The sequence below is a fragment of the Centipeda noxia ATCC 43541 genome, from assembly GCF_000160555.1.
Taxonomy (GTDB): Bacteria; Bacillota; Negativicutes; order Selenomonadales; family Selenomonadaceae; genus Centipeda; species Centipeda noxia.
Genome location: NZ_GG749280.1, coordinates 472,187 through 491,688, shown reverse-complemented (window position 1 = coordinate 491,688; position 19,502 = coordinate 472,187). Strand labels below are relative to the sequence as shown.

Genomic DNA, 19,502 nt, shown 5'->3' with positions numbered 1-19,502 from the left:
AAGTCTCTTGCAGAAGGCCGGATGGAGCAGGCGCTTGTCCGACTGCGGCGGATGGAGCAGCAGGGGCTGTTCCCCGCGGAGCGAGGCTCAGAACTCCATGAACTCATGGGGCAGATCCTCTTTTGGCTGGCAGATCTGAAGGAGGCGCTGCCGCATCTGCGCCTCGCATGGGAACTCCCGCGCAGGAATCATGAGCAGCGCCTTGCGGCGCTGAGCAACTATCTGATGTATCTTCACTATGCCGACGGCATTTCTGATGAGGAACTGCGGGACGCGCACGCCTCATATGCGGCGATGATCGGCTCCGTGCCGCGGTTCCCGCACGAAAAGCACGGGCGGGAGAAGCTGCGCATCGGCTATCTCTCGCCGAACATCACGGATCACATCGTGCTGAACTTTGCCGTGCAGCTGTTCTCGGCGTATGATCGTGCGCGCTTTGAGGTCAGACTCTACGATGCGGGCGGCCAGCGCTCCGAGGTGACGCGCTGGGCGGCGGATATGGCGGACGGCTATGCCGATCTGTCGGCGCTTTCGCCGCAGGAGGCGGCAGAGCGGATCCATGCGGACGGCACGGATATCCTCTTTGACCTCGCGGGGCACTCGGCGGGCGGGAAGACGCTGCAGATCGCGGCATATAAGCCTGCTCCTGTTCAAATCTGCGGGATCGGGTACTTCAATACGACGGGACTCGCCGCGATGGATTACTTCCTCGGCGATCCGATCTGCGACCCGCCGGAGACGGACGCGCTCTTTACCGAGCGGATTCTGCGCCTGCCCCGGACGCATCTTTGCTTTACGCCGTCGGAGCGGTTTCGGACGTATGAAAATCTGCGGCGCGTGCCGCATGATTCTCCTGTCTTCGCGAGTTTCAACAACTTTGCGAAGATCACGGACGAGATGCTGCAGATCTGGGGCGGGATCCTGCGCGCCGTACCCGGAGCGCACCTCCTGCTGAAGAATGTGCATCCGCAGAGGGAGACACTTCGCCGTATGCAGCGGCGCGCGGAGCGGGCAGGGATTGACCCGGTGCGGCTTGAGCTGCGCCCCGGTTCGAAAGACTATCTCCGCGACTATCTGGACGCGGACATTATCCTCGACACATACCCCTATCAGGGAGGAGGTACGACGTGCGAGGCCCTCTGCATGGGCCTGCCCGTCGTAACTCTCGCCGGAACGCGCCACGGCGCGCGCTTCGGCGTGAGCCTCCTGCAGAATGCGGGACTGGGCGAACTCGCTGCAGACAGCGTGCAGGCGTATGCGGAGCGGGCCGCGCTCCTTGCGCAGGACAGGGAGCTGCTGACGGCGCTGCATGCCTCTGTTCCGCGCATGATGCGGGCATCGCCGCTGATGGACGGCGCGGGGTATGTCCGAAGCGTGGAAGCGGCGTATGAAACAATATGGGAGCGATACCTTGATGAAGAAACGTAAGAAAAACCGCGCAGACCGCATGCAAAAGAAACGTGCGGAGCGGGAAGAGAAACGAAATGGGAAAGGAACAACGACCATGGCAGAGCAGAAGATTGTGACGGCAGAGCAGATTCGTGCACATATGGAAAAGGGGGCGTATGCGGAGGCGATCAATGCCTTTGCCGACCTGCTGGAACAGGGAGATCCGCCCGCGGAGTGCTTCGGCGATGTTGCACATGCCTATTTCGAGCTCGGCGACTATACGCGTGCAGCCAATTGGGTCACGAACCGGCTCACGCGTGTGCCGGGGGATATCGACATGCGCATTCTGCTTGCGCGTATCTGCCAGCGCGAGAAGCGCACGGACGATGCGCTGAAACTCTATGAGAATATTGCGGCGGTGCACAGCAAGGCACTCACAAGCGCTCAGCGTGCGGAAATAGAGCGCCGCGCGGGACTCGATGCGCGCCTTCATCCGGATCGCACGCGTGCGGAGTATCCGCATCTGGCAGCCCTGTTGGGACTTGGCGGTTCTGCATGCGGGACTGCCCCATCTGCAGGGCTGCAGACGGCTGCTTCGAGCGGCACGGAGCGGGGAAAGAGCGCTGCGTTTGATGCGGCGGCGACGGCGGCGGAGATCCTCGGCAAGCAGATCCGCCCGCAGGAGAAGTGCCGCGCACTCAACGCATTTGCAGGCGTCGCCTATATGGACGGCGACTATGCGGGCGCAAAGCTCCTGCTCATGGAGACGATCCGCCTCGATCCGGGCAACATCGACGCGCTTCGGAACATGGCACTGCTCCTGCATGAGATGGGAGATCATGAGAAGGCGATTGCGCTGGCGGCAAAGATGCGCAAGACCGATTTCCTCCTGCTGCGCGCATTGAAATCATGAGCGCGCTCAGCATCATCCTCGCGGCAGCGGAGGGAACGCACCTGCGCGAGACGGCGGAGGCGGCGCTCGCCTCCGCCGTCGGATGCGGCGTGGATGCAGAGCTGATCGTTGTTTCGGCGGAGACAGAGGAGAGCGCGGCACGGCAGCAGCTGCATGATGTGCCGTGCCGTTTTCTTTCCTGCGCCGGGGAGAGCCTTGCCGCGTGGAACAACCGCAGCGCAGATGCCGCGTCCGCTGAACTGCTGCTGTTCCTGCAGGAGGGCGTTGTGCTCACGCAGGACGGCCTGCAAAAAATGACGGAGACCCTCCTGCTGGACCCGCAGATTGCTGCCGTGGGTCCTTTTTCGAATCGAACCGCGTTCTCGTGGCAGTATCTGAATGCGGAGCGCATGGCGGCGGAGGGAGAGGATGCGGCTCTCTGGGTGCAGAAGCATCTGAGCAATCCGACGGAGAGCCTCTTCCTCGAGCATTTTGCCCTGCTTATGCGCCGCTCTGCTTTTCGGCAGGCAGGTGGATTTGATGCGTCGTTTGAGGGCCGCGGCGGCGCGGATCTCGATCTCTCGTTCCGCCTGAAATGCGCCGGGCTTCACCTCCTGCGTGCGTCGGTCTATCTTGCGCATCGGGGCGCGGAGATCTGCGATCTCTATGATCTCACGCGCACACAGATGCGCACGCCGCTCGCGGAGCGCTGGGGACTCGATATCGGTGTGCCGGAGACCCTTTGGCAGGAGGCTCTGGAGGCGATCGACTGGACGCAGGGCGCCGCTCTCGTGCAGGCTACCTGCCGCAGCGCTCTCCTTCGTACGCCGCTCGTCAGCATTATGATTCCGACCTATAACCGCCCGGAATATTTTCGCGAGACGCTGGAGAGCGCGCGTGCACAGGTCTATCCGAACATCGAGATCATCGTCTGCGACAACAGTACGGACGACCGGACGCAGGCCCTGATGATGGAATACCGGGACGATCTGCGCGTACGCTATGTGCGGAACAAAGACGCGCGGACCAAGGCGGAGAACTTTATGCCGTTCGAGCATCTGGCGCAGGGGGAGTTCCTGCAGTGGTGCATGGACGACGATATCCTCCTGCCGGATAAAATAACGCTGATGGTCGATCTCTTTCTGCGGCATCCGTCGACGGCACTTGTCACGTCCGTACGTGGCGCCATCGACGGCGCGGGGACGTTCATGGGGCTGTGGGAATACGGGCTGCCGCTGCACGGCCTCTACAATCAGTTTGACGGCGCTGCCGCCGGACGCATCATGTTGATGAAATGCATCAATTTCTTGGGGGAGCCCTCGGCGGTCCTGTTTCGGCGGCGCGATCTGACGCATCATTATTGGCGTGCAGAGTCGCGCGGATATGAGACCATATCGGACTGTGCGATGTGGCTGGAACTCCTTGAGCACGGGGATGCGGCCGTGTTCAGCAGACCGCTCAGCCTGTATCGGCGGCACGGCGGACAGGAGGGGCAGCAGCCCGATGCCGTGGTCCTCAGCCGCATCGAGTGGCGCCGTCTGATCGGGGAATATTGGCGCCGCCGCATATTCCTGACCGAGGAGGCGGACTATCGTGCAGCGCTGGAATTCCTGCAGGAAGAGTGCAAAGAATCCGTTGAGCCCCTGCTGCCCCTGGTGGCGCCGGCGCTGCGGCGCGAGTATGAGACGGGGATTCCGTCTCTCCATATTATCATGATGAACCGCGTAGAGGAATGCGCGCCGATTCGCCTGGATAAGCCTCTGGGACAGTTGGTTTCAAAAGGGATCGTCTCGTTGACCGGAGCTGTGCAGCGCGGGGATGAGGCGCTCAATTTATATCGCCTCGGCGGCCTTCACGACAGCTTTATCCTGTTTGAACGAGCCTCCATCACCTGTTCTTCGGAGGTCAGCCGTCTCTTGACAGCGTATGGAAAGGCCGGCAATATCCTCCTCCAAGAGATCGACGATCACCCGCAGATTTCCAAGAAAAGCGTCGGCGACAATTACTTCTCGTTCCGCGCCGTCTCTGCTGTGCAGACCTCGACGCCGTATCTTGCGGATGTCCTGCGCGCGTTCAACCCATACGTCTATCTCTTTGAAAATCAGCTCGTGCAGCTGCCGGAACCGCGCTCCTATGACGCAGAGCAAAGCCGCGTGACGATCTTCTTCGGTGCGCTGAACCGCCGCCCGGACTGGGAGCCGCTGATGCCGGCGATCAATGAGGCAGTCCGCCGCTGCGGCGATCGTCTGTACTTTTGCGTCGTCTCGGACCGCGGCTTCTATGAGGAGCTCGAGACGGCGGCGAAGGAGTATATCGGCGGCGTGCGGGACGGCGGCATCGTCGCTCCCTACGAGCGCTATACGGCGGCGCTGCATGCCTCGGACATTGCTCTCCTGCCGCTGAATGACACAGCGTTCAACCGGGCCAAGTCCGATCTGAAATTCATCGAGGCGGCGGGACACGGCGCGGCGGTGCTCGCCGCGCCGACGGTCTACGAACGCACGGTGAAGGATGGCGAAACGGGGCTGATCTATCGGAGTCCGCAGGAGTTCGCACAGAAGCTTGAACTCCTCGTCAAGCGCGCCGATCTGCGGCGCATGCTCGCGGAGAACGCCTACCGCTATGTGGCGGAGCACCGCCTGCTCGCGCAGCACATCGACGAATATGCCGCGGTCTATCGCGAGCTGTTCGAGCGCAGGGAGGAGCTCGAACGGGAGCGGCTTCAGCGCGTGGAGAAATTCTTCCCGAATTTATAGGAAAATACGGACGGAATATCTGCGCCCAAACGATTGTTTATCCGTATTTTCCTCGGCCTATGCTTTGCGACGGCGCCTTTCATCTCTATCATGAGTGAATACAGCGGACTGAGACAACGGTCAAAGAGTATGAATACTCGTTCTTTGCCGCGTTTCGTGATAGACCATTGACAGTAATACATAGGGCTCTTATAATAAAGGGAAGCATACGTGCGAGTCCGGAGAAACACTGACAGCAGCAGGATTTCTCTCTGAGTGAAAGGAGAGCCGACAATGACGGGCAAGGTAAAATGGTTCAGCGCGGATAAGGGATATGGGTTCATCTCCCGCGAGGACGGCGACGACGTGTTCGTACACTTTTCCTCGATCCAGGGCGAGGGCTACAAGACCCTCAGCGAAGGACAGGAAGTGGAGTTCGATATCGTCGAAGGCGCGCGCGGTCCGCAGGCGGACAACGTCATCAAAAAAGAGTAGCAACTCAGGTTTGAAAAGCCCGGCTTACACAGCGGGCTTTTTCATTTGCAGAAAAACGTATGCGCGTATGAAGAAAAATCAGAATTTAGGGAATCTGGAAGGGGTTTTCCCGTTTGCGTCGAAATACATAGATAAAAGGGGAGCGATATAGAGAACGGCGCTCCCGTGGATAGAAAGGGGCTGTGTTTCATGGCTGCATTCACGATTCGGGGTAAGAATGTCGAGGTGACGCCGGCGCTGCGCGACTACGTGGAGAAGCGCGTCGGCAAGATCACGAAGTATTTCGAAAACATCGGAGAGATATCGGTCCTGCTCTCAGTGGAGGGCAAGCACCACAAGGTAGAGGTGACTGCGCCCATTGTCCGCGGCGTCCTGCTGCGTGGCGAAGAGCACTCCGAGGATATGTACAGTTCCATTGATCTCGTGATCGAGAAGCTCGAGCGCCAGATCCGCAAGCAGAAGACGAAGCTCGAGCGCCGCTTCCGTCACGGCGGATTCAAGGCCGAGGCGGTCGAGACCTTTGCCCAGGCCGTGCCGGAGGAGGACGATATCTATCCAATCGTCAAGACGAAACGATTTGCCCTGCAGCCGATGGATGCACAGGAGGCCATCATGCAGATGAATTTGCTGAACCACCACTTCTTCGTCTTCCGCAATGCGGAGACGGGGGAGGTCAACGTAGTCTACGGGCGTCATGACGGGAAATACGCCTCGATCGAGGTCGAGGAAGGCTGATCTGCAGATGGGGGCGGCTGTGCCGATGCGTGCAGCCGTCTTTTTTTGCGCTCCTTTTTCTCTCATTTTGTGGTATAATAGAACGTAATGAAAAAATCTGTGTGGAATCGGGGGAGACGGATGCAAAAAATCTATGCCGTTCACAAGTGGGTGAGCCTCGTCTGTGCGCTGTTCCTGCTGCTTCTGGCGCTGACGGGACTGCCGCTGCTCTTTCGCGGCGAGATCAATGCGTGGAACACGCTGAATATGCCCGAGAGCGGGGGCCCTATGCCGATGGAGGAGATCTGGCAGGGGCTGCCGGAGGGAACTGCGGCGGTTGCGCGCGCATTCCCGGACAAGGAAATCCTCGGCGTAACGCCGGACGCGTCAGACGGGACGCTCTACTTCCTCGTCAAGGACCGCGGCGGAAAGGCGGCGCGCTCCCATATGCGCATGGGCGGCGAACAGATCATGTATGATGTGCGCACAGGCAGCGTCTTTAACCGCAGGGACCGCGTTTACCGCTTCGCGGCTGTGCAGGAGTTCATGCATACGATGCATGTCCTGCATGTCCGCATGGGGATGGGCGAGGGCGGGCGCGATTTCCTTGCGCTGATGTGCGCACTCTCGGTTGTCTCCATTGTGACCGGCATCTATCTCTACCTGCCGATGATGAAGAACCTCGCATTCGGCGCGCGCAGGCGAAAGAGCAGCCGCCTGTTCTGGTCGGACTGGCATAAGCTGACCTCTGTCTTTGCCGGCACGTGGGCGGTTGTCATGTGCGTGAGCGGTATTTTTATCGTGCTCTATTCCGTCGGGATGCGCGACTATCACCGCACGGCGCACAGCATCGCCGTGGAGCATTTCGCAGCGCAGGAGCAGCGCGCGGAGATGATCCCGTCCGCGGATGCGCTGGCGCAGGTACAGGCGAGCTATCCGCACAAGGATGTCATCTCCATGCGGCTGCCTGCGGGTGCGGATGGGTACTACATCTTCCAGATTGCCGATCCCGGTGTGCGCGCGACGGATTTTGCGCTCGGCGAGCATGCATACCTTCCGGCGGGCGGCGGAGAGCCGCTCTTTGTGCCCGTGTCTCCGTGGCTGACAATGGCGCCGTTCTTCCTGAATATTCATATTCACAATCATGACGTGCCTGCCGAAAAGATTTTCTGGGGACTCCTCATCCTCATGACGGCGGCGATGATCGTTACGGGGATCGTGCTCTGGCTGACGCGCTGGCGGAATATCGTCTCTGCGGCCGCCGAAGCCGCTGCGCGGGAGAGGACGACTGAGACGTGGGAGGAACCCGTGCGCGTTGCGGTCCTGAGCATGGTTGTATTCATTGCGCCCCTGTACGGCAGCGCCGGAGAGGGGCTTGCCCTTGCTGTCAGTGCCTATCTGGTCTTCTATTTCATCCGCGCCGTGCGCGCCTGATCGTGCGTTCGGACGGCGCTTAGAAAAGGCGTTTTATGAAATTCACGGGACTTACGACGGCTGAGGCGGAGGCGTCGCGCGCGAAATACGGCACGAATGCCATCCCGGAGCCTGCATGGACGACATTCGGGCAGGCGTTCCGCGCGACGTTCCGCGACCCGATGATCCGCATCCTGCTCGTGATGGCCGCGCTCATGATTGCCATGTATTTCGCGGGACACGCGGAGATCTACGAACCGGTCGGCACAATCGTGACCGTTATCATCGTGGCAACGGTGACGGCACGGACGAATGTCGCGAGCGATACGGAGTACCGTGCCCTGCGTGTGCGATCGGCAAAGGACACGGCGAAGGTCTGCCGCGACGGCGGGCTGATCGTCCTTCCCGTGGACGACATCGTTGTGGGCGATCACGTGATCCTGCAGGGCGGCAACAAGATCCCCGCGGACGGCATGCTCATCGCAGGGGAGCTCCGCGTCAACAACACGGCACTGAACGGCGAGACGGAGGAATGCCCGAAGGCACCGGCGGACAGCTCCTACGCATTCCCGGAGGAGATTACGGGCGATGCCTTTGTCGACGATGCGACACTCTTTCGCGGCGCTGTCGTCTTTGACGGCGAGGGCGTGATGGAGGTGCGGCGCGTCGGGACCGAGACCATGATGGGCCGCATGGCCTCGGAGATGCAGGCGCGCGAGCCCGACTCCCCTCTGCAGGTGAAACTCGCGAAGCTCGCTGATCAGATCGCGGCGTTCGGCTACATCTCGAGCGTCGGCATCATCTCGCTCTACATGATGTTTTTTGCGCTGCGTGCGGGTGGGCTCGAGGCGTATGTCATGCTCGGCTGGAGTCAGATCTTCGTCGATCTCATTCAGGCGGTATCCCTTGCCATCCTCATCATTGTCTGCGCTGTGCCCGAGGGGCTGCCGCTCATGATTTCCCTCGTGCTCATGCAGAATACGAGCCGCATGCTCGCGCGCGGCGTGCTCGTGCGCCGTGCCGTCGGCATCGAGACGGCGGGCTCGCTGAACATCCTCTTCAGCGACAAGACGGGGACGATCACGGGCGGGCAGCTCGAGGTCGTCGACTTCTTCACGGCGGACGGGATCGTGCTTTCTGCGGAGGAGCTGGAACGGCACCCGCTCCTGTATGGGAAGCTGAAGACGGCGATCGGCACGAACTGTGCCGCCATGTATGACGAGACGGGCAGCGTTGTCGGAGGCAACCCGACCGATCAGGCGGTCATGCGCTTTCTGGGAGCGGAGACCTATCGCGCAATGCAGGCGGATGAAAACTGCCGCGCAGGGAAGCGTCAGACCTTTAACTCGACGAATAAATTCAGCCAGGCGGAGCTGCCCGCGCGTGGTGTTGTGGTCTACAAGGGCGCGCCCGAAGCGCTCCTTGCGCGCGCAAAATATGCGTTCCGCCCGGAGGGAGAGCTTGCGGCTTTCGATGCGGATGCGCTCAACGAAAAAATAAACGCCTATGCAACGCGTGCGATGCGCGTGCTGGCGTTCGGGTATTCGGCGCAGCCCTTTCAAAAGAGCGAGATCAACGAGGATGTCGTCCTCATCGGCTTTGCGGCCATCCGCGATGACGTGCGCCCCGAGGCGCGCGAAGCGATCACGGAGGTGCAGGAAGCGGGCGTTCAGGTTGTCATGGTGACGGGTGATCGCCGCGAGACCGCCGTTGCCATTGCGCGCGAGGCGGGGCTCCTGCGCGCGGACAGCGATCTCGTGCTGACGAGCAGCGACCTCGCTCAGATGAACGATGCCGAGGTGCAGCGCGTTCTGCCCCAGCTGCGTGTTATCGCGCGTGCGCTTCCGACGGACAAGTCGCGCATCGTGCGCCTCTCGCAGACGATGAACCTCGTCGTCGGCATGACGGGGGACGGGGTCAACGACTCTCCGGCGCTCCGGCGCGCAGATGTCGGCTTTGCGATGGGCAGCGGCACGGAGGCTGCGCGCGACGCGGGGGACATCGTCATCCTCGACGATAATTTCCGCTCGATCAAGGACGCGATCCTCTACGGACGCACGATCTACAACAATATTTTGAAATTCTGCCGCTTTCAGCTCGTCATCAACATCGCAGCGGTCGTCGTCAGCGCCGTCGCTCCGTTCTTTGGCATCATCGAGCCGCTGCGCGTGACGCATCTCCTCTTCATCAATCTCGTCATGGACAGCCTCGGCGCCATCATGCTCGGCAACGAGCCAGCGCATGAGAGCTATATGCGCGAGAAGCCGCGCCGGCGCGATGCGGGGCTCATCACGCCGGAGATGAACGCGCAGATCGTTTGGATGGGGACGTGGCTCGTCATCCTCAGCTTCGTCTTCCTGACAGACCCGCGCATCGCCGCATTCTTTGAGGGACGGGCAGAACACGGCACGGCGTACTTCCTGTTCTTTGTCCTCGCCGCGCTGATGAACGGCTTCAACGTGCGCTCCGTCGGGTTCGGGATATTCCGCGGGCTTGGGCAGAATATCGGCTTCCTCAAGGTATGGGCGGGCATTGTCCTCATCATGGCGGCGATCATCAACGCCGCCTATATCCCGCACTCTGTCGGCCTATGGATCGGCGGGATGTTCAGCTGCACCCCAATCCATGCCGCGGGATGGGGTCTGGTATTCCTCCTCGCGGCGACCATGATCCCCGTCGATCTTCTGCGGAAGGCGCTCTGGATGGGGCTTATGCGCCTGCGGGCGTGAGGGCGATGAACGGCGGCTTACCTGAAATCCGGAACGTACTGCGCGCCGACGGCCTCTGCTCCCTGCACGTAGACCCGCGTCATTCCGAGCGCGCGTGCCGCGTCGACAACGGATTCGTATTCAAAGGTCGTCAGCTGCCGATGCAGGGGCGGGAACTCTGCCGCGCGGAAGAGCGGCGTATACTGCCGCATCAGGCTGAGCTGAACCCGATCGCCGAAATTCTCCCACAGCCAGCGTACGAGTGCAATACTCTCGCGGCGGTGTCCCGGCAGAACGAGGTGGCGCACGAGCACCCCGCGCAGCAGCTGTCCGTCCGCGGAGAACTGTACGGGCCCGAGCTGCTTTACCATCGCCGTGACGGCTGCCTGCGCCGCTGCAGCATAATCCGGCGCAGCGGAATAAAGACGGCCGCTTTCCTCTGCGGCATATTTCAGATCGGGCAGGAAGATGTCTGCAGCCCCTGCGATCCGCCTGACGTTTTCCACGGTTTCATAGCCGCTCGTGTTCCAGACGACGGGCAGCGTGAGGCCGTTTTTTCGTGCCAGGGAGAGCGCGCGGAGAATCTGCGGTGTATAATGCGTCGGCGTCACCAGATCGAGTGTTGCCGCGCCCTGCCGTGCAAGGCTGAGGAAGAGCCGGGCAAGCTCCTCTTCGGTCACGTCGCTGCCGTCGCCCTCGTGGCTGATCGCCGCATTCTGACAGTAGATGCAGCGCAGCGTGCAGTGCGAAAAGAACACGGCGCCCGCGCCGTGCGCGCCGACAAGGCACGGTTCCTCCCAGCGGTGCAGCATTGTGCGCGCGATGCGGACCGTTTGTCCGGCACCGCAGAAGCCGCGTTGTCCTGCGCTGCGGTTTGCGCCGCAGCGCCGCGGGCAGAGCGTGCAGCGATCGAGCAGATCCTCCAAACATATCCCTCCTTTTTATTGGATTTTCGCATGGAAGCCCCCGCTGCCGCTTACGCGGTTCCTCTTCGGCAGGGGCGCTTTGGGAGACGACAGCCTGCTTCCCCCGCATCCGCCTCCATTTTCGCACAAGAAAGCCGAGACGGCAAGACCGTCTCGGCTTCACGTTCCGAACAATCGGATATGCGATGGCGTTTACGGAAGAACGATGTCCACACCGAGCTCCGCTGCTGCCGCACGGATATCGGAAGGCGGCTCCGTATCCGTCACGAATCCTGCGAGCGCATTCAGCGGCGCGTAGTCGTAGTTGCCGTCTGTCGAGAGCTTGCGCGCCTCGGCCAACACATAGGAGCGCTTGCTGCGCGCAATGATCGTCGCCTTGTTGATGCCGTCGTCGATGTCATACGTGGAGACACTGTTCGCCTTAACATCGACGCCGACTGCGCCGACGAAGGCGATGTCGGGCTTCAGCCTGCGGATAAACTCCTGCGTCATGCCGCCCCAGAATCCGTCGCGTCCGCGGTTGATCTGCCCGCCCGCAAAGATCAGTTCGATGCGGGGATTGCGCGCAAGCACGCCGAGTACGTCGACCATATTCGTCACAACTGTCAGATCGCGGTCGCTCTTCATCAGCAGCTCCGCAATGGCGAGGTTGCTCGTCGAGACGTCGAGGAAGACCATGTCCTTGTCACGGATGAGTGAGACGGCGGCCTGGGCGATGCGGCGCTTTGCCTCGACATCCATGTGACGATGGCGGCTGACCTCGATCATGTGAATGCTCTGTGTCAGTTTCACAGCGCCGCCATAGGTGCGTTTGAGACGCCCCTGGCGCTCCAGCGACCCCAGGTCCTTGCGGATACAATCCTCGGTTACCTTGAACTTTGCGCTGAGCTCTTTGACCTTTACCTTGCCGTCACGCTCTACCATGCGGACAATGAGCTCTTGGCGCTCCTCCAGAAACATGATATTCACTCCCTTTGCGCAGATAAGAATAAAATAACGCTCACATATCTGCTGTCAATGAGCCGTTCATCCTTTTTTTCAGTGTAACGCAAAATAGATAAAATAGCAAGACAATTTTATCTATTGAATTAAATTTATAGGAGAGAGTTCATTCTCTATATTCTATTATAATAGACAATCGCGGCCATTCATCCTTTTTGGCATACGATTATATGGTGATCGAATTGAAAAGATTGTATGACTGCGTCTTTACACGTGTGAAATTGGGGCATTTGCAGGGGAAGGCGATCGCTCTGCGAAACGGGAAATCTCGCCGCAGCATGGGAAATCGGATGCGGATCGGCTCATGTGCTGCGGGGAAAGACCTTTGTCTCTGTTTGCACAGAGGTGCCGGGGATGATAGAATAGTCTCAATGACCGAGCACGGCGCGTCGTTTGAGAACATAGTTCCAGATCATGACGATGCCGGCGGCGATGAGTTTTGCAATCATGTAGTAGATGTGGGCGAAGTCGACGAGCAGCCACATGAGCAGCTGATTGAGCCCGAGCCCCGCGATGCTCGAGCCGAAGAAGAGCATTTTCGCACGGCGCGTCTGAGCATCCGCCCCGCGAAAGACGCAGGCGAGGCAGAGCCAGTAGTTGACGAAGACGGAGACGGAGAACGAGATGCCCGCCGAGAGAAGATAGTAGAGCCCGACGTACTCGGTGAGGACGTAGAGCAGCCCGTAGTCGAGGACGAAGCAAGCGCCGCCGACCAGGACGAAGCGCGCGATTTCATAGAGTCTGGAACGCGGCATGGATGTACCTCGCAGTATCATAGATCATCGAAAGGAGCATATATGTTGTTAAAATTCTTCGCAGCACGCGAAATTCCTGCCATCTTCCTTTTGGCTGCGGTTCTGATCCTCGGCGGCTGCGGACGAAACTCTGCCGTGACTGCAGAGGACACGAAGATCGCCATGGGAACCCTGGCGCGGCTGACCGTGCGCGCGGATGAGATCACGGCACAGGCGGGCCTGCGCGACGGAATGGCGGTGCTCGCACAGACGGAGCGCGATGCGGACGGAGCTGCGCTCGCCGCCGTTGAAGCTGCGGCAGGGACGGGAGAGTGGCGGGAGATTTCACCCGCGCTCTATGAGACGCTGACGCTCGCGCAGGAGATCGCGCGCCGCTCGGACGGCGCGTTCGACGTGACGGCGGGCGCGCTGACAGAGTTGTGGGAGCGTGCGCGGACAGAGAAACAGCCGCCGCCTCCCGAAGAGATCGCAGCGGCACGCGACCGTGTCGGCTATGCGCAGCTCGAGCTGCGCACGGCGGAGGAGAATGGTCGCACAATATATGAAGCGCGTCTGCGGAAGGCGGGTATGAAGATTGACCGCGGCGCGCTCATCAAGGGGCTTGCGCTGGACGGCATCGCGCACAGCTGGCAGGATACCGGGATCAAAAATGCATTGGCGGATCTCGGCACCAGTTCGATTCTTGCCGTGGGCGTGAATGAGGCAGGGGACCCGTGGCAGATCGGCATCCGCAATCCGCGCGGCGAGGACCGCACCGATCTCTTGATGGTGCTGCCGCTGTCGGATGAGGTGCTCTCTTCGTCAGGAGACGATGAGCACTTCTTTATCTCCGAGGGACGGCGCTATCATCATCTCATTGACCCACATACGGGCTATCCTGCCGATACGGGGCTTTCCTCCGTAACGGTTACGCTTCCGCTTGAGGACAATGAAACACTGCCGACGTGGAAAGGGCATATGGGGATGCTCTCTGACATGCTCTCGACGGCGATCTTTGTGCTCGGACCGGAGAAGGGCAGAGCCCTTCTTGCAGATTTCCCCGCCGCGCTCGTCGTTCTGATCGGGACGGATGGGAAGCCGATCGGAGAATAAGGTGTTTCATACAAAAAACTCTGCCGCTTTGGCTGCGGCAGAGTTTTTTTGTAGATGAAGGCGCTCAGCCGAGATGTGTGACGTGGCTGACGGTGAAGCCCTTTGCCATGAGGCGGTCCTTGACGGTGTCCACATCCGCGATGTCGGCGCGGATGATGATCTGATAGGCGCCGCTCGGCTGCGGGATGGTCACCATGCTGTCGATGTTGATGTCGAGATCGGCGAGGATGGTCGAGATGTCGCGCAGAACCCCCTTGCGGTCGGCAACGTCGATTGTGAGGCGCGTCTTTCCGCTGTCGAGGCCCATGACGGCGATGAAGGCGCGGAAGATGTCCGTGGAGGAGATAATGCCGACGAGCTTGCCGAGCTCGGAGAGGACAGGCAGGGCGCCGATCTTCTCGCGCGTCATGATGAGCGCGGCTTCCTCAATCGTCATTGTATCCGTGACGGTGATGACGTCCTTCTGCATGACATCGGCAACCTTGATCCTCGAGAGCAGGGTGCGCATCTCATAGCGGTCGAGCGTAGTTGCCGCCGAGGGCGATGCGCGCAGGAGATCGCGGTTCGTGAAGAACCCGACGAGCTTTCCGTGATCCATGACGGGCAGACGGCGGAAATGCCCCTTGTCCATGAGCTTTGCCGCCTCGTCAATGCCTGTGTCCGGCGAAGTGGTGACAGGATTCTTGGTCATACAATCGGCAACAAACATAAGTGCCCCTCCTTGCCAATGGCAACGTAAAGATACCTTTTTCTATATTCGCGCTTTCGGGTGCGCTTTCCTTCTTTTTCTAGGAGAACGGCGGCGCATCATGGCCCCGCTCCCCCGCGGCGGTCAGCAACGGGGGAGCGGGACCATGATGCGCTTTCTTATCCCCCTAAATACGCTTTCCGCACATCCTCGCTCGCCGCCAGCTCTTTTGCATCTCCGGACAGGGTAATGCGGCCGGTCTCAAGGACGTAGGCGCGGTTTGCGATCGAGAGCGCCATGTTTGCGTTCTGCTCGACGAGCAGGATGGTTGTGCCTGCCCGGTTGATGTCCACGATAATGGAGAAAATCTCTTTGATCAGGAGCGGCGCAAGGCCCATCGACGGCTCGTCGAGGAGCAGCAGCCGCGGGCGGCTCATGAGGGCGCGCCCCATGGCGAGCATCTGCTGCTCGCCGCCCGAGAGCGTGCCCGCCTGCTGTGTGCGGCGCTCCTTGAGGCGCGGGAAGCGCTCGAAGACCATCTCCATATCGTCTGCGATGCCGTCCTTGTCACTGCGGATGAACGCGCCGAGTTCGAGATTCTCGAGCACGGTCATCTCGGCAAAGATGCGCCGCCCCTCGGGCACCTGTGAGAGCCCCAGGCGCACAATCTCATGCGCTCTCGTACCGGCGATGTTCCTGCCCTCGAACGCGACCGTGCCGCTCTTCGGGGCAATCAGCCCCGAGATCGTGCGGAGCGTCGTGGATTTCCCTGCACCGTTCGCCCCAATGAGGGTGACGATTTCGCCCTCCTTGACTTCGAGAGAGAGCCCCTTGAGCGCGTGAATCGCGCCGTAATAGACGTGCAGATCCGCGATGCGGAGCATGGGCGCGTTCGCGGCGGCTGCGTTCGTATTCATTTCATCTGCCATAGTTATTCCTCCGCACCCAGATACGCGCGGATGACCTCGGGATTCGTCCGAATGTCTTCCGGGCTGCCGTTCGCAATGATCGCACCGTATTCAAGCACATAGATGCGCTCGCAGATGCCCATGACGAGGGACATATCGTGCTCAATGAGGAGAATCGTGATGCCGAATTCCTTTTTCACCCAGCGGATCATCTCCATGAGCTCGAGTGTCTCCTGCGGGTTCATGCCCGCTGCCGGCTCGTCGAGGAGCAGGAGGCTCGGCTGCGCCGCGAGCGCACGTGCAATCTCGAGGCGCCGCTGTGCGCCGTAGGGGAGGTTCTTTGCCTTCTCCTGTGCCGCATCCGCGAGGTGGAAGATCTCGAGCAGACGATATGCCTCCTCCTCGAGTTTTCGTTCCTCCTCCCAGTAGCGGCCGACGCGCAGCACCGCCTCGATGAAACCGTAGTTCATGTGGCAGTGGTACGCAATCTTGACGTTGTCGAGCACCGTGAGCTCGCCGAAGAGGCGGATGTTCTGGAATGTGCGCGCGATGCCGCGCTCCGTGATCTGATAGGGGGCGAGGCCGACGATGCTCTTGTCCTTAAAGAGAATCTCGCCCGTCGTCGGCTGGTAGACGCCCGTAAAGAGGTTGAACGCGGTCGTCTTGCCCGCGCCGTTCGGACCGATGAGCCCGAGCAGCTCGCCGTATTTGATGTGCACGTTGAAATCCACAACCGCCTTAAGGCCGCCGAAGACCATCGAGACATCCGTCGCCGTCAAAAGATCCTTTGCCATTACGCTGCGCCTCCTTTCCGGAAGAAACGGTTCAGCGGACGCATCGACGTGACCTCAACATAGCCGAAGAGACCCTGCGGGCGGTAGAACATGAGCAGGATGAGCGCAAGTGCATAGATGATCATGCGCGCGTTCGGGAAGCTCGCGAGCGCAGCCGAGAGGAAGGTGACGACGAGTGCGCCTGCAATCGAACCGGTCATCGAGCCGAGGCCGCCCATGACGACCATGATGAGGATGTTGAATGACTGCATGAATGTGAACGAGGCGGGGCTGAGGATGTACATGTTGTGCCCGAAGAGCGTACCTGCGACGCCGGCAAAGAACGCGCCGATGGTGAAGGCGAGCACCTTGTACTTCGTCGTGTAGATGCCCATCGACTCCGCCGCGATCTCGTTCTCGCGGATGGCGAGACAGGCGCGGCCGTGGCGCGAATTCACGAAATTTTTGATGATGAAGAGCGCCGCGAGCATGATGAAGAACACCCAGGTGAAATTCGTCAGATGCTGGATGCCCTTGAATCCCGCTGCACCGCCGACGTAGGGAACGTTGATGATGACGATGCGGACGATCTCGCCGAGACCCAGCGTTGCGATCGCGAGATAGTCGCCGCGCAGCCGCAGGGTCGGCAGACCGATGAGCGCGCCGAGAAGCCCTGCCGATACGCCGCCCGCGAGAAGTGCGACGGGGAACGGCATTTGGAAATTCGTCGTGAGCACGACGCCGACGTAGGCGCCGACTGCCATAAAGCCCGCATGCCCGAGCGAGAACTGCCCCGTATACCCGTTGATGAGGTTGAGGCTCGCCGCGAGGATGATGTTGAGACCCGCAAAGATGAGGTTCAGCTGCCAAAAGGCGCTGAGCATCCCCGCCTCGGTCAATCCCATGATGACGGCATAGATGACGAGGGCGACAATGAGCATCTTGAGGTCATTTTTCTGCAATATGTTCATGAGCACCCCTCCTCAGACCTTTTCCTTGACATTCTTGCCGAAGATGCCCGCAGGCCGCACGAGCAGCACGAGAATCAGGATGGCGAATGCCGCCGCGTCGCGGAACATCGAGAAGCCGAAGCCGGAGATAAACGCCTCAACAATGCCGAGGACAAGACCGCCGACGACGGCCCCCGGCAGGATGCCGATGCCGCCGAAGACCGCCGCAACAAACGCCTTGATCCCCGGCATGAGTCCCATCAGCGGGTCGATCGCGTTGTAGTAGATGCCGATGAGGACGCCGGCGACTGCGGCGAGGGCCGAGCCGATGGCGAACGTGATCGAGATGATGCGGTCCGCGTTGATGCCCATGAGCTGCGCAGCCTCCGTGTCGTAGGATGCCGCGCGCATCGCCTTGCCGATCTTCGTCGAGCGCACAATATAGGTCAGAATCAGCATGAGTACGAGCGTCACGCCCATGATGAGCAGCTGCTGCCCGCTGATGATAAGTCCCGCCACATCAAAGGAGATGTCGCTGATCGTTGCGGGGAAGGTGCGCGGTGTCGGCGAGACGATGGCCATCGTGACATATTCGAGCAGGAACGACATGCCGATCGCCGTGATGAGCACCGAGATGCGCGGCGCGTGGCGCAGCGGCCGATAGGCGAACCGCTCGACGAGAACGCCGAGCAGCGATGTAACCGCCATGGATATGAGGATCGCCGGCAGGACGGGGATGCCGAGCGTGATCGCGTAGAACCCGAGATAGGCACCGACCATGTAGATGTCGCCGTGTGCGAAGTTGATGAGCTTGATGATGCCGTAGATCATCGTGTAGCCCAGAGCGATCAATGCGTAGATGCTGCCGAGCGAGATCCCGTTGATGAGCTGCTGCAGAATCTCTTGCATAAACTCCATAGATGAACCTCCCTTTGGGAATGATGGAATCAATGTAGCGGTAATTCCTATGAAAAAGAGCCGCAGATCTGCGGCTCTTATGCATTGTCAGCCGAATAATTACATGCTCGGCATAATCTTTGCGACGACGACGCGATCGCCGTCCTTATTCTCAAGAATGACCGCCTGCTTGATCGGGTTGTGCTGGGCGTCCATCGTGATCGTGCCCGTGCCGACAACGAGATCCTTCGTCTCCTCGATCGCCTTGCGCAGCGCCTCGGGATCATCCGAGCCCGCGCGCTTCAAAGCGTCGACGAGGAGCTTGCCCGCATCATAGCCGAGGGCGGCAAAGACGTTCGGTGCATGGTTGTATTCCTTCTGGAAAGCGTCGATGAAGGGACGAACCGACGCGTCCTTGTCCGAGTAGTGTGTACTGAAATACGTGTTGTTGAGCGCTGCTGCGCCAGCGAGTTCGGCGACCTTCGGATCATCCCAGCCGTCCGTGCCGATGATGGGCGCTGTGATGCCGATCTCGCGCGCCTGCTTGACGATCTTGCCGACCTCCTCATAGTAGGCGGGGACGAAGATGACGTCCGCATTCGCCGCGCGCAGACGCGTCAGCGTCGCCTTAAAGTCCTGATCCTTCGAGAGGAAGGCCTCAGTCATGAGAACCTTGCCGCCGCCCGCGGTAAAGACCTTCTCAAAGACCGCGGCGAGGCTCTTGGAGTAGTCCGTGGAGTTGTCGAGATAGATGACGGCCGTCTTGGCCTTCAGCGTGTCGAGCGCGAACTTTGCCATAACGTCGCCCTGCTGCGGGTCGATGAAGCAGCTGCGGAAGATCCACGGCTTGACGGCGCCGTTCTCGACCGTAACGTCAACCGCCGTTGCATCCGGTGCGATGACAGGAACCTTGTTGTCCGAGGCGACCTGCGACTCGGCGATGACGTTTGCCGTCGTCGCGGGCCCGATGATCGCGCGGACATGATCGTCGGAGATCAGCTTCGTCGCCGCGTTCACGGACTCTGCCGCCTCGGATTTGTTGTCCGCCTCGACGAGGACAATCTTCTTGCCGTTTACGCCGCCGGCATCGTTCGCCTCTTTGATCGCGAGCTTCAGCCCCTCGAGCGTCGAGGTGCCGTAGTTCGCCGTGTTGCCCGTCATCTCG

The 19,502-nt window shown here is 60.5% G+C and carries 17 protein-coding genes; 8 read left to right on the top strand and 9 right to left on the bottom strand.

The window, feature by feature from the left end:
* The first annotated feature begins 21 nt into the window (after positions 1–21).
* The 7 genes from HMPREF7545_RS06280 to HMPREF7545_RS06250 all read left to right on the top strand — a co-directional run bounded on the left by HMPREF7545_RS06280 (position 22) and on the right by HMPREF7545_RS06250 (position 10,367).
* A complete protein-coding gene (locus HMPREF7545_RS06280) occupies positions 22–1,428 on the top strand; it encodes an O-linked N-acetylglucosamine transferase, SPINDLY family protein (RefSeq protein ID WP_006694862.1) in 1,407 nt (468 codons plus the stop codon).
* On the top strand, positions 1,415–2,302 hold the full coding sequence (locus tag HMPREF7545_RS06275) for a tetratricopeptide repeat protein (RefSeq protein ID WP_006694861.1): 888 nt from the start codon (positions 1,415–1,417) through the stop codon (positions 2,300–2,302). The genes HMPREF7545_RS06280 and HMPREF7545_RS06275 overlap by 14 nt, the downstream gene beginning before the upstream one ends.
* Complete coding sequence (locus HMPREF7545_RS06270) at positions 2,299–5,037, top strand: glycosyltransferase (RefSeq protein WP_006694860.1); 2,739 nt, start codon at positions 2,299–2,301, stop codon at positions 5,035–5,037. Before HMPREF7545_RS06275 ends, HMPREF7545_RS06270 begins: the two co-directional genes overlap by 4 nt.
* Positions 5,038–5,310: 273 nt before the next feature.
* Positions 5,311–5,511: a cold shock domain-containing protein gene (locus tag HMPREF7545_RS06265; RefSeq protein WP_006694859.1), complete on the top strand. Its 201-nt coding sequence runs from the start codon at positions 5,311–5,313 to the stop codon at positions 5,509–5,511.
* A gap of 189 nt (positions 5,512–5,700) precedes the next feature.
* The gene (gene hpf, locus HMPREF7545_RS06260) at positions 5,701–6,246 is read left to right on the top strand and encodes a ribosome hibernation-promoting factor, HPF/YfiA family (protein WP_006694858.1); all 546 of its coding nucleotides are present in this window, start codon (positions 5,701–5,703) and stop codon (positions 6,244–6,246) included.
* Between the two features lie 120 nt (positions 6,247–6,366).
* Entirely contained in the window at positions 6,367–7,659 is a 1,293-nt protein-coding gene (locus tag HMPREF7545_RS06255; protein WP_006694857.1) for a PepSY-associated TM helix domain-containing protein, read from the top strand.
* Between the two features lie 35 nt (positions 7,660–7,694).
* Positions 7,695–10,367 carry a cation-translocating P-type ATPase gene (locus HMPREF7545_RS06250; protein ID WP_006694856.1) on the top strand — a complete coding sequence of 891 codons (2,673 nt, stop codon included), beginning with the start codon at positions 7,695–7,697 and terminating at the stop codon, positions 10,365–10,367.
* 17 nt (positions 10,368–10,384) lie between these two features.
* Here HMPREF7545_RS06250 and HMPREF7545_RS06245 read toward each other — a convergent pair whose 3' ends face one another.
* The 3 genes from HMPREF7545_RS06245 to HMPREF7545_RS06235 all read right to left on the bottom strand — a co-directional run bounded on the left by HMPREF7545_RS06245 (position 10,385) and on the right by HMPREF7545_RS06235 (position 13,029).
* Positions 10,385–11,272, bottom strand: a complete 888-nt coding sequence (locus tag HMPREF7545_RS06245; protein ID WP_040571246.1) for a radical SAM protein — start codon at positions 11,270–11,272, stop codon at positions 10,385–10,387.
* Positions 11,273–11,464: 192 nt separating this feature from the next.
* Entirely contained in the window at positions 11,465–12,232 is a 768-nt protein-coding gene (locus tag HMPREF7545_RS06240; protein WP_006694854.1) for a DeoR/GlpR family DNA-binding transcription regulator, read from the bottom strand.
* Positions 12,233–12,642: 410 nt separating this feature from the next.
* Positions 12,643–13,029, bottom strand: a complete 387-nt coding sequence (locus HMPREF7545_RS06235) for a GtrA family protein (RefSeq protein WP_006694853.1) — start codon at positions 13,027–13,029, stop codon at positions 12,643–12,645.
* A gap of 42 nt (positions 13,030–13,071) precedes the next feature.
* On the opposite strand from HMPREF7545_RS06235, the gene HMPREF7545_RS06230 reads away from it, so the two are divergent.
* Positions 13,072–14,121 (top strand): FAD:protein FMN transferase, encoded by a 1,050-nt coding sequence (locus HMPREF7545_RS06230; protein ID WP_006694852.1) that lies wholly within the window; start codon positions 13,072–13,074, stop codon positions 14,119–14,121.
* A 64-nt stretch (positions 14,122–14,185) separates the two neighbouring features.
* Here the strand turns inward: HMPREF7545_RS06230 and HMPREF7545_RS06225 are convergent, their stop codons facing one another.
* The 6 genes from HMPREF7545_RS06225 to HMPREF7545_RS06200 all read right to left on the bottom strand — a co-directional run.
* Positions 14,186–14,830 carry a CBS domain-containing protein gene (locus HMPREF7545_RS06225; RefSeq protein WP_006694851.1) on the bottom strand — a complete coding sequence of 215 codons (645 nt, stop codon included), beginning with the start codon at positions 14,828–14,830 and terminating at the stop codon, positions 14,186–14,188.
* Positions 14,831–14,988: 158 nt separating this feature from the next.
* Positions 14,989–15,738 (bottom strand): ABC transporter ATP-binding protein, encoded by a 750-nt coding sequence (locus tag HMPREF7545_RS06220; RefSeq protein WP_006694850.1) that lies wholly within the window; start codon positions 15,736–15,738, stop codon positions 14,989–14,991.
* 2 nt (positions 15,739–15,740) lie between these two features.
* The gene (locus HMPREF7545_RS06215) at positions 15,741–16,511 is read right to left on the bottom strand and encodes an ABC transporter ATP-binding protein (RefSeq protein ID WP_006694849.1); all 771 of its coding nucleotides are present in this window, start codon (positions 16,509–16,511) and stop codon (positions 15,741–15,743) included.
* Positions 16,511–17,461: a branched-chain amino acid ABC transporter permease gene (locus tag HMPREF7545_RS06210; RefSeq protein ID WP_006694848.1), complete on the bottom strand. Its 951-nt coding sequence runs from the start codon at positions 17,459–17,461 to the stop codon at positions 16,511–16,513. Before HMPREF7545_RS06210 ends, HMPREF7545_RS06215 begins: the two co-directional genes overlap by 1 nt.
* A 12-nt stretch (positions 17,462–17,473) precedes the next feature.
* A complete protein-coding gene (locus HMPREF7545_RS06205; RefSeq protein WP_006694847.1) occupies positions 17,474–18,358 on the bottom strand; it encodes a branched-chain amino acid ABC transporter permease in 885 nt (294 codons plus the stop codon).
* A 99-nt stretch (positions 18,359–18,457) separates the two neighbouring features.
* A partial coding sequence (locus HMPREF7545_RS06200) for an ABC transporter substrate-binding protein (RefSeq protein WP_006694846.1) occupies positions 18,458–19,502 on the bottom strand: 1,045 nt, incomplete at its 5' end.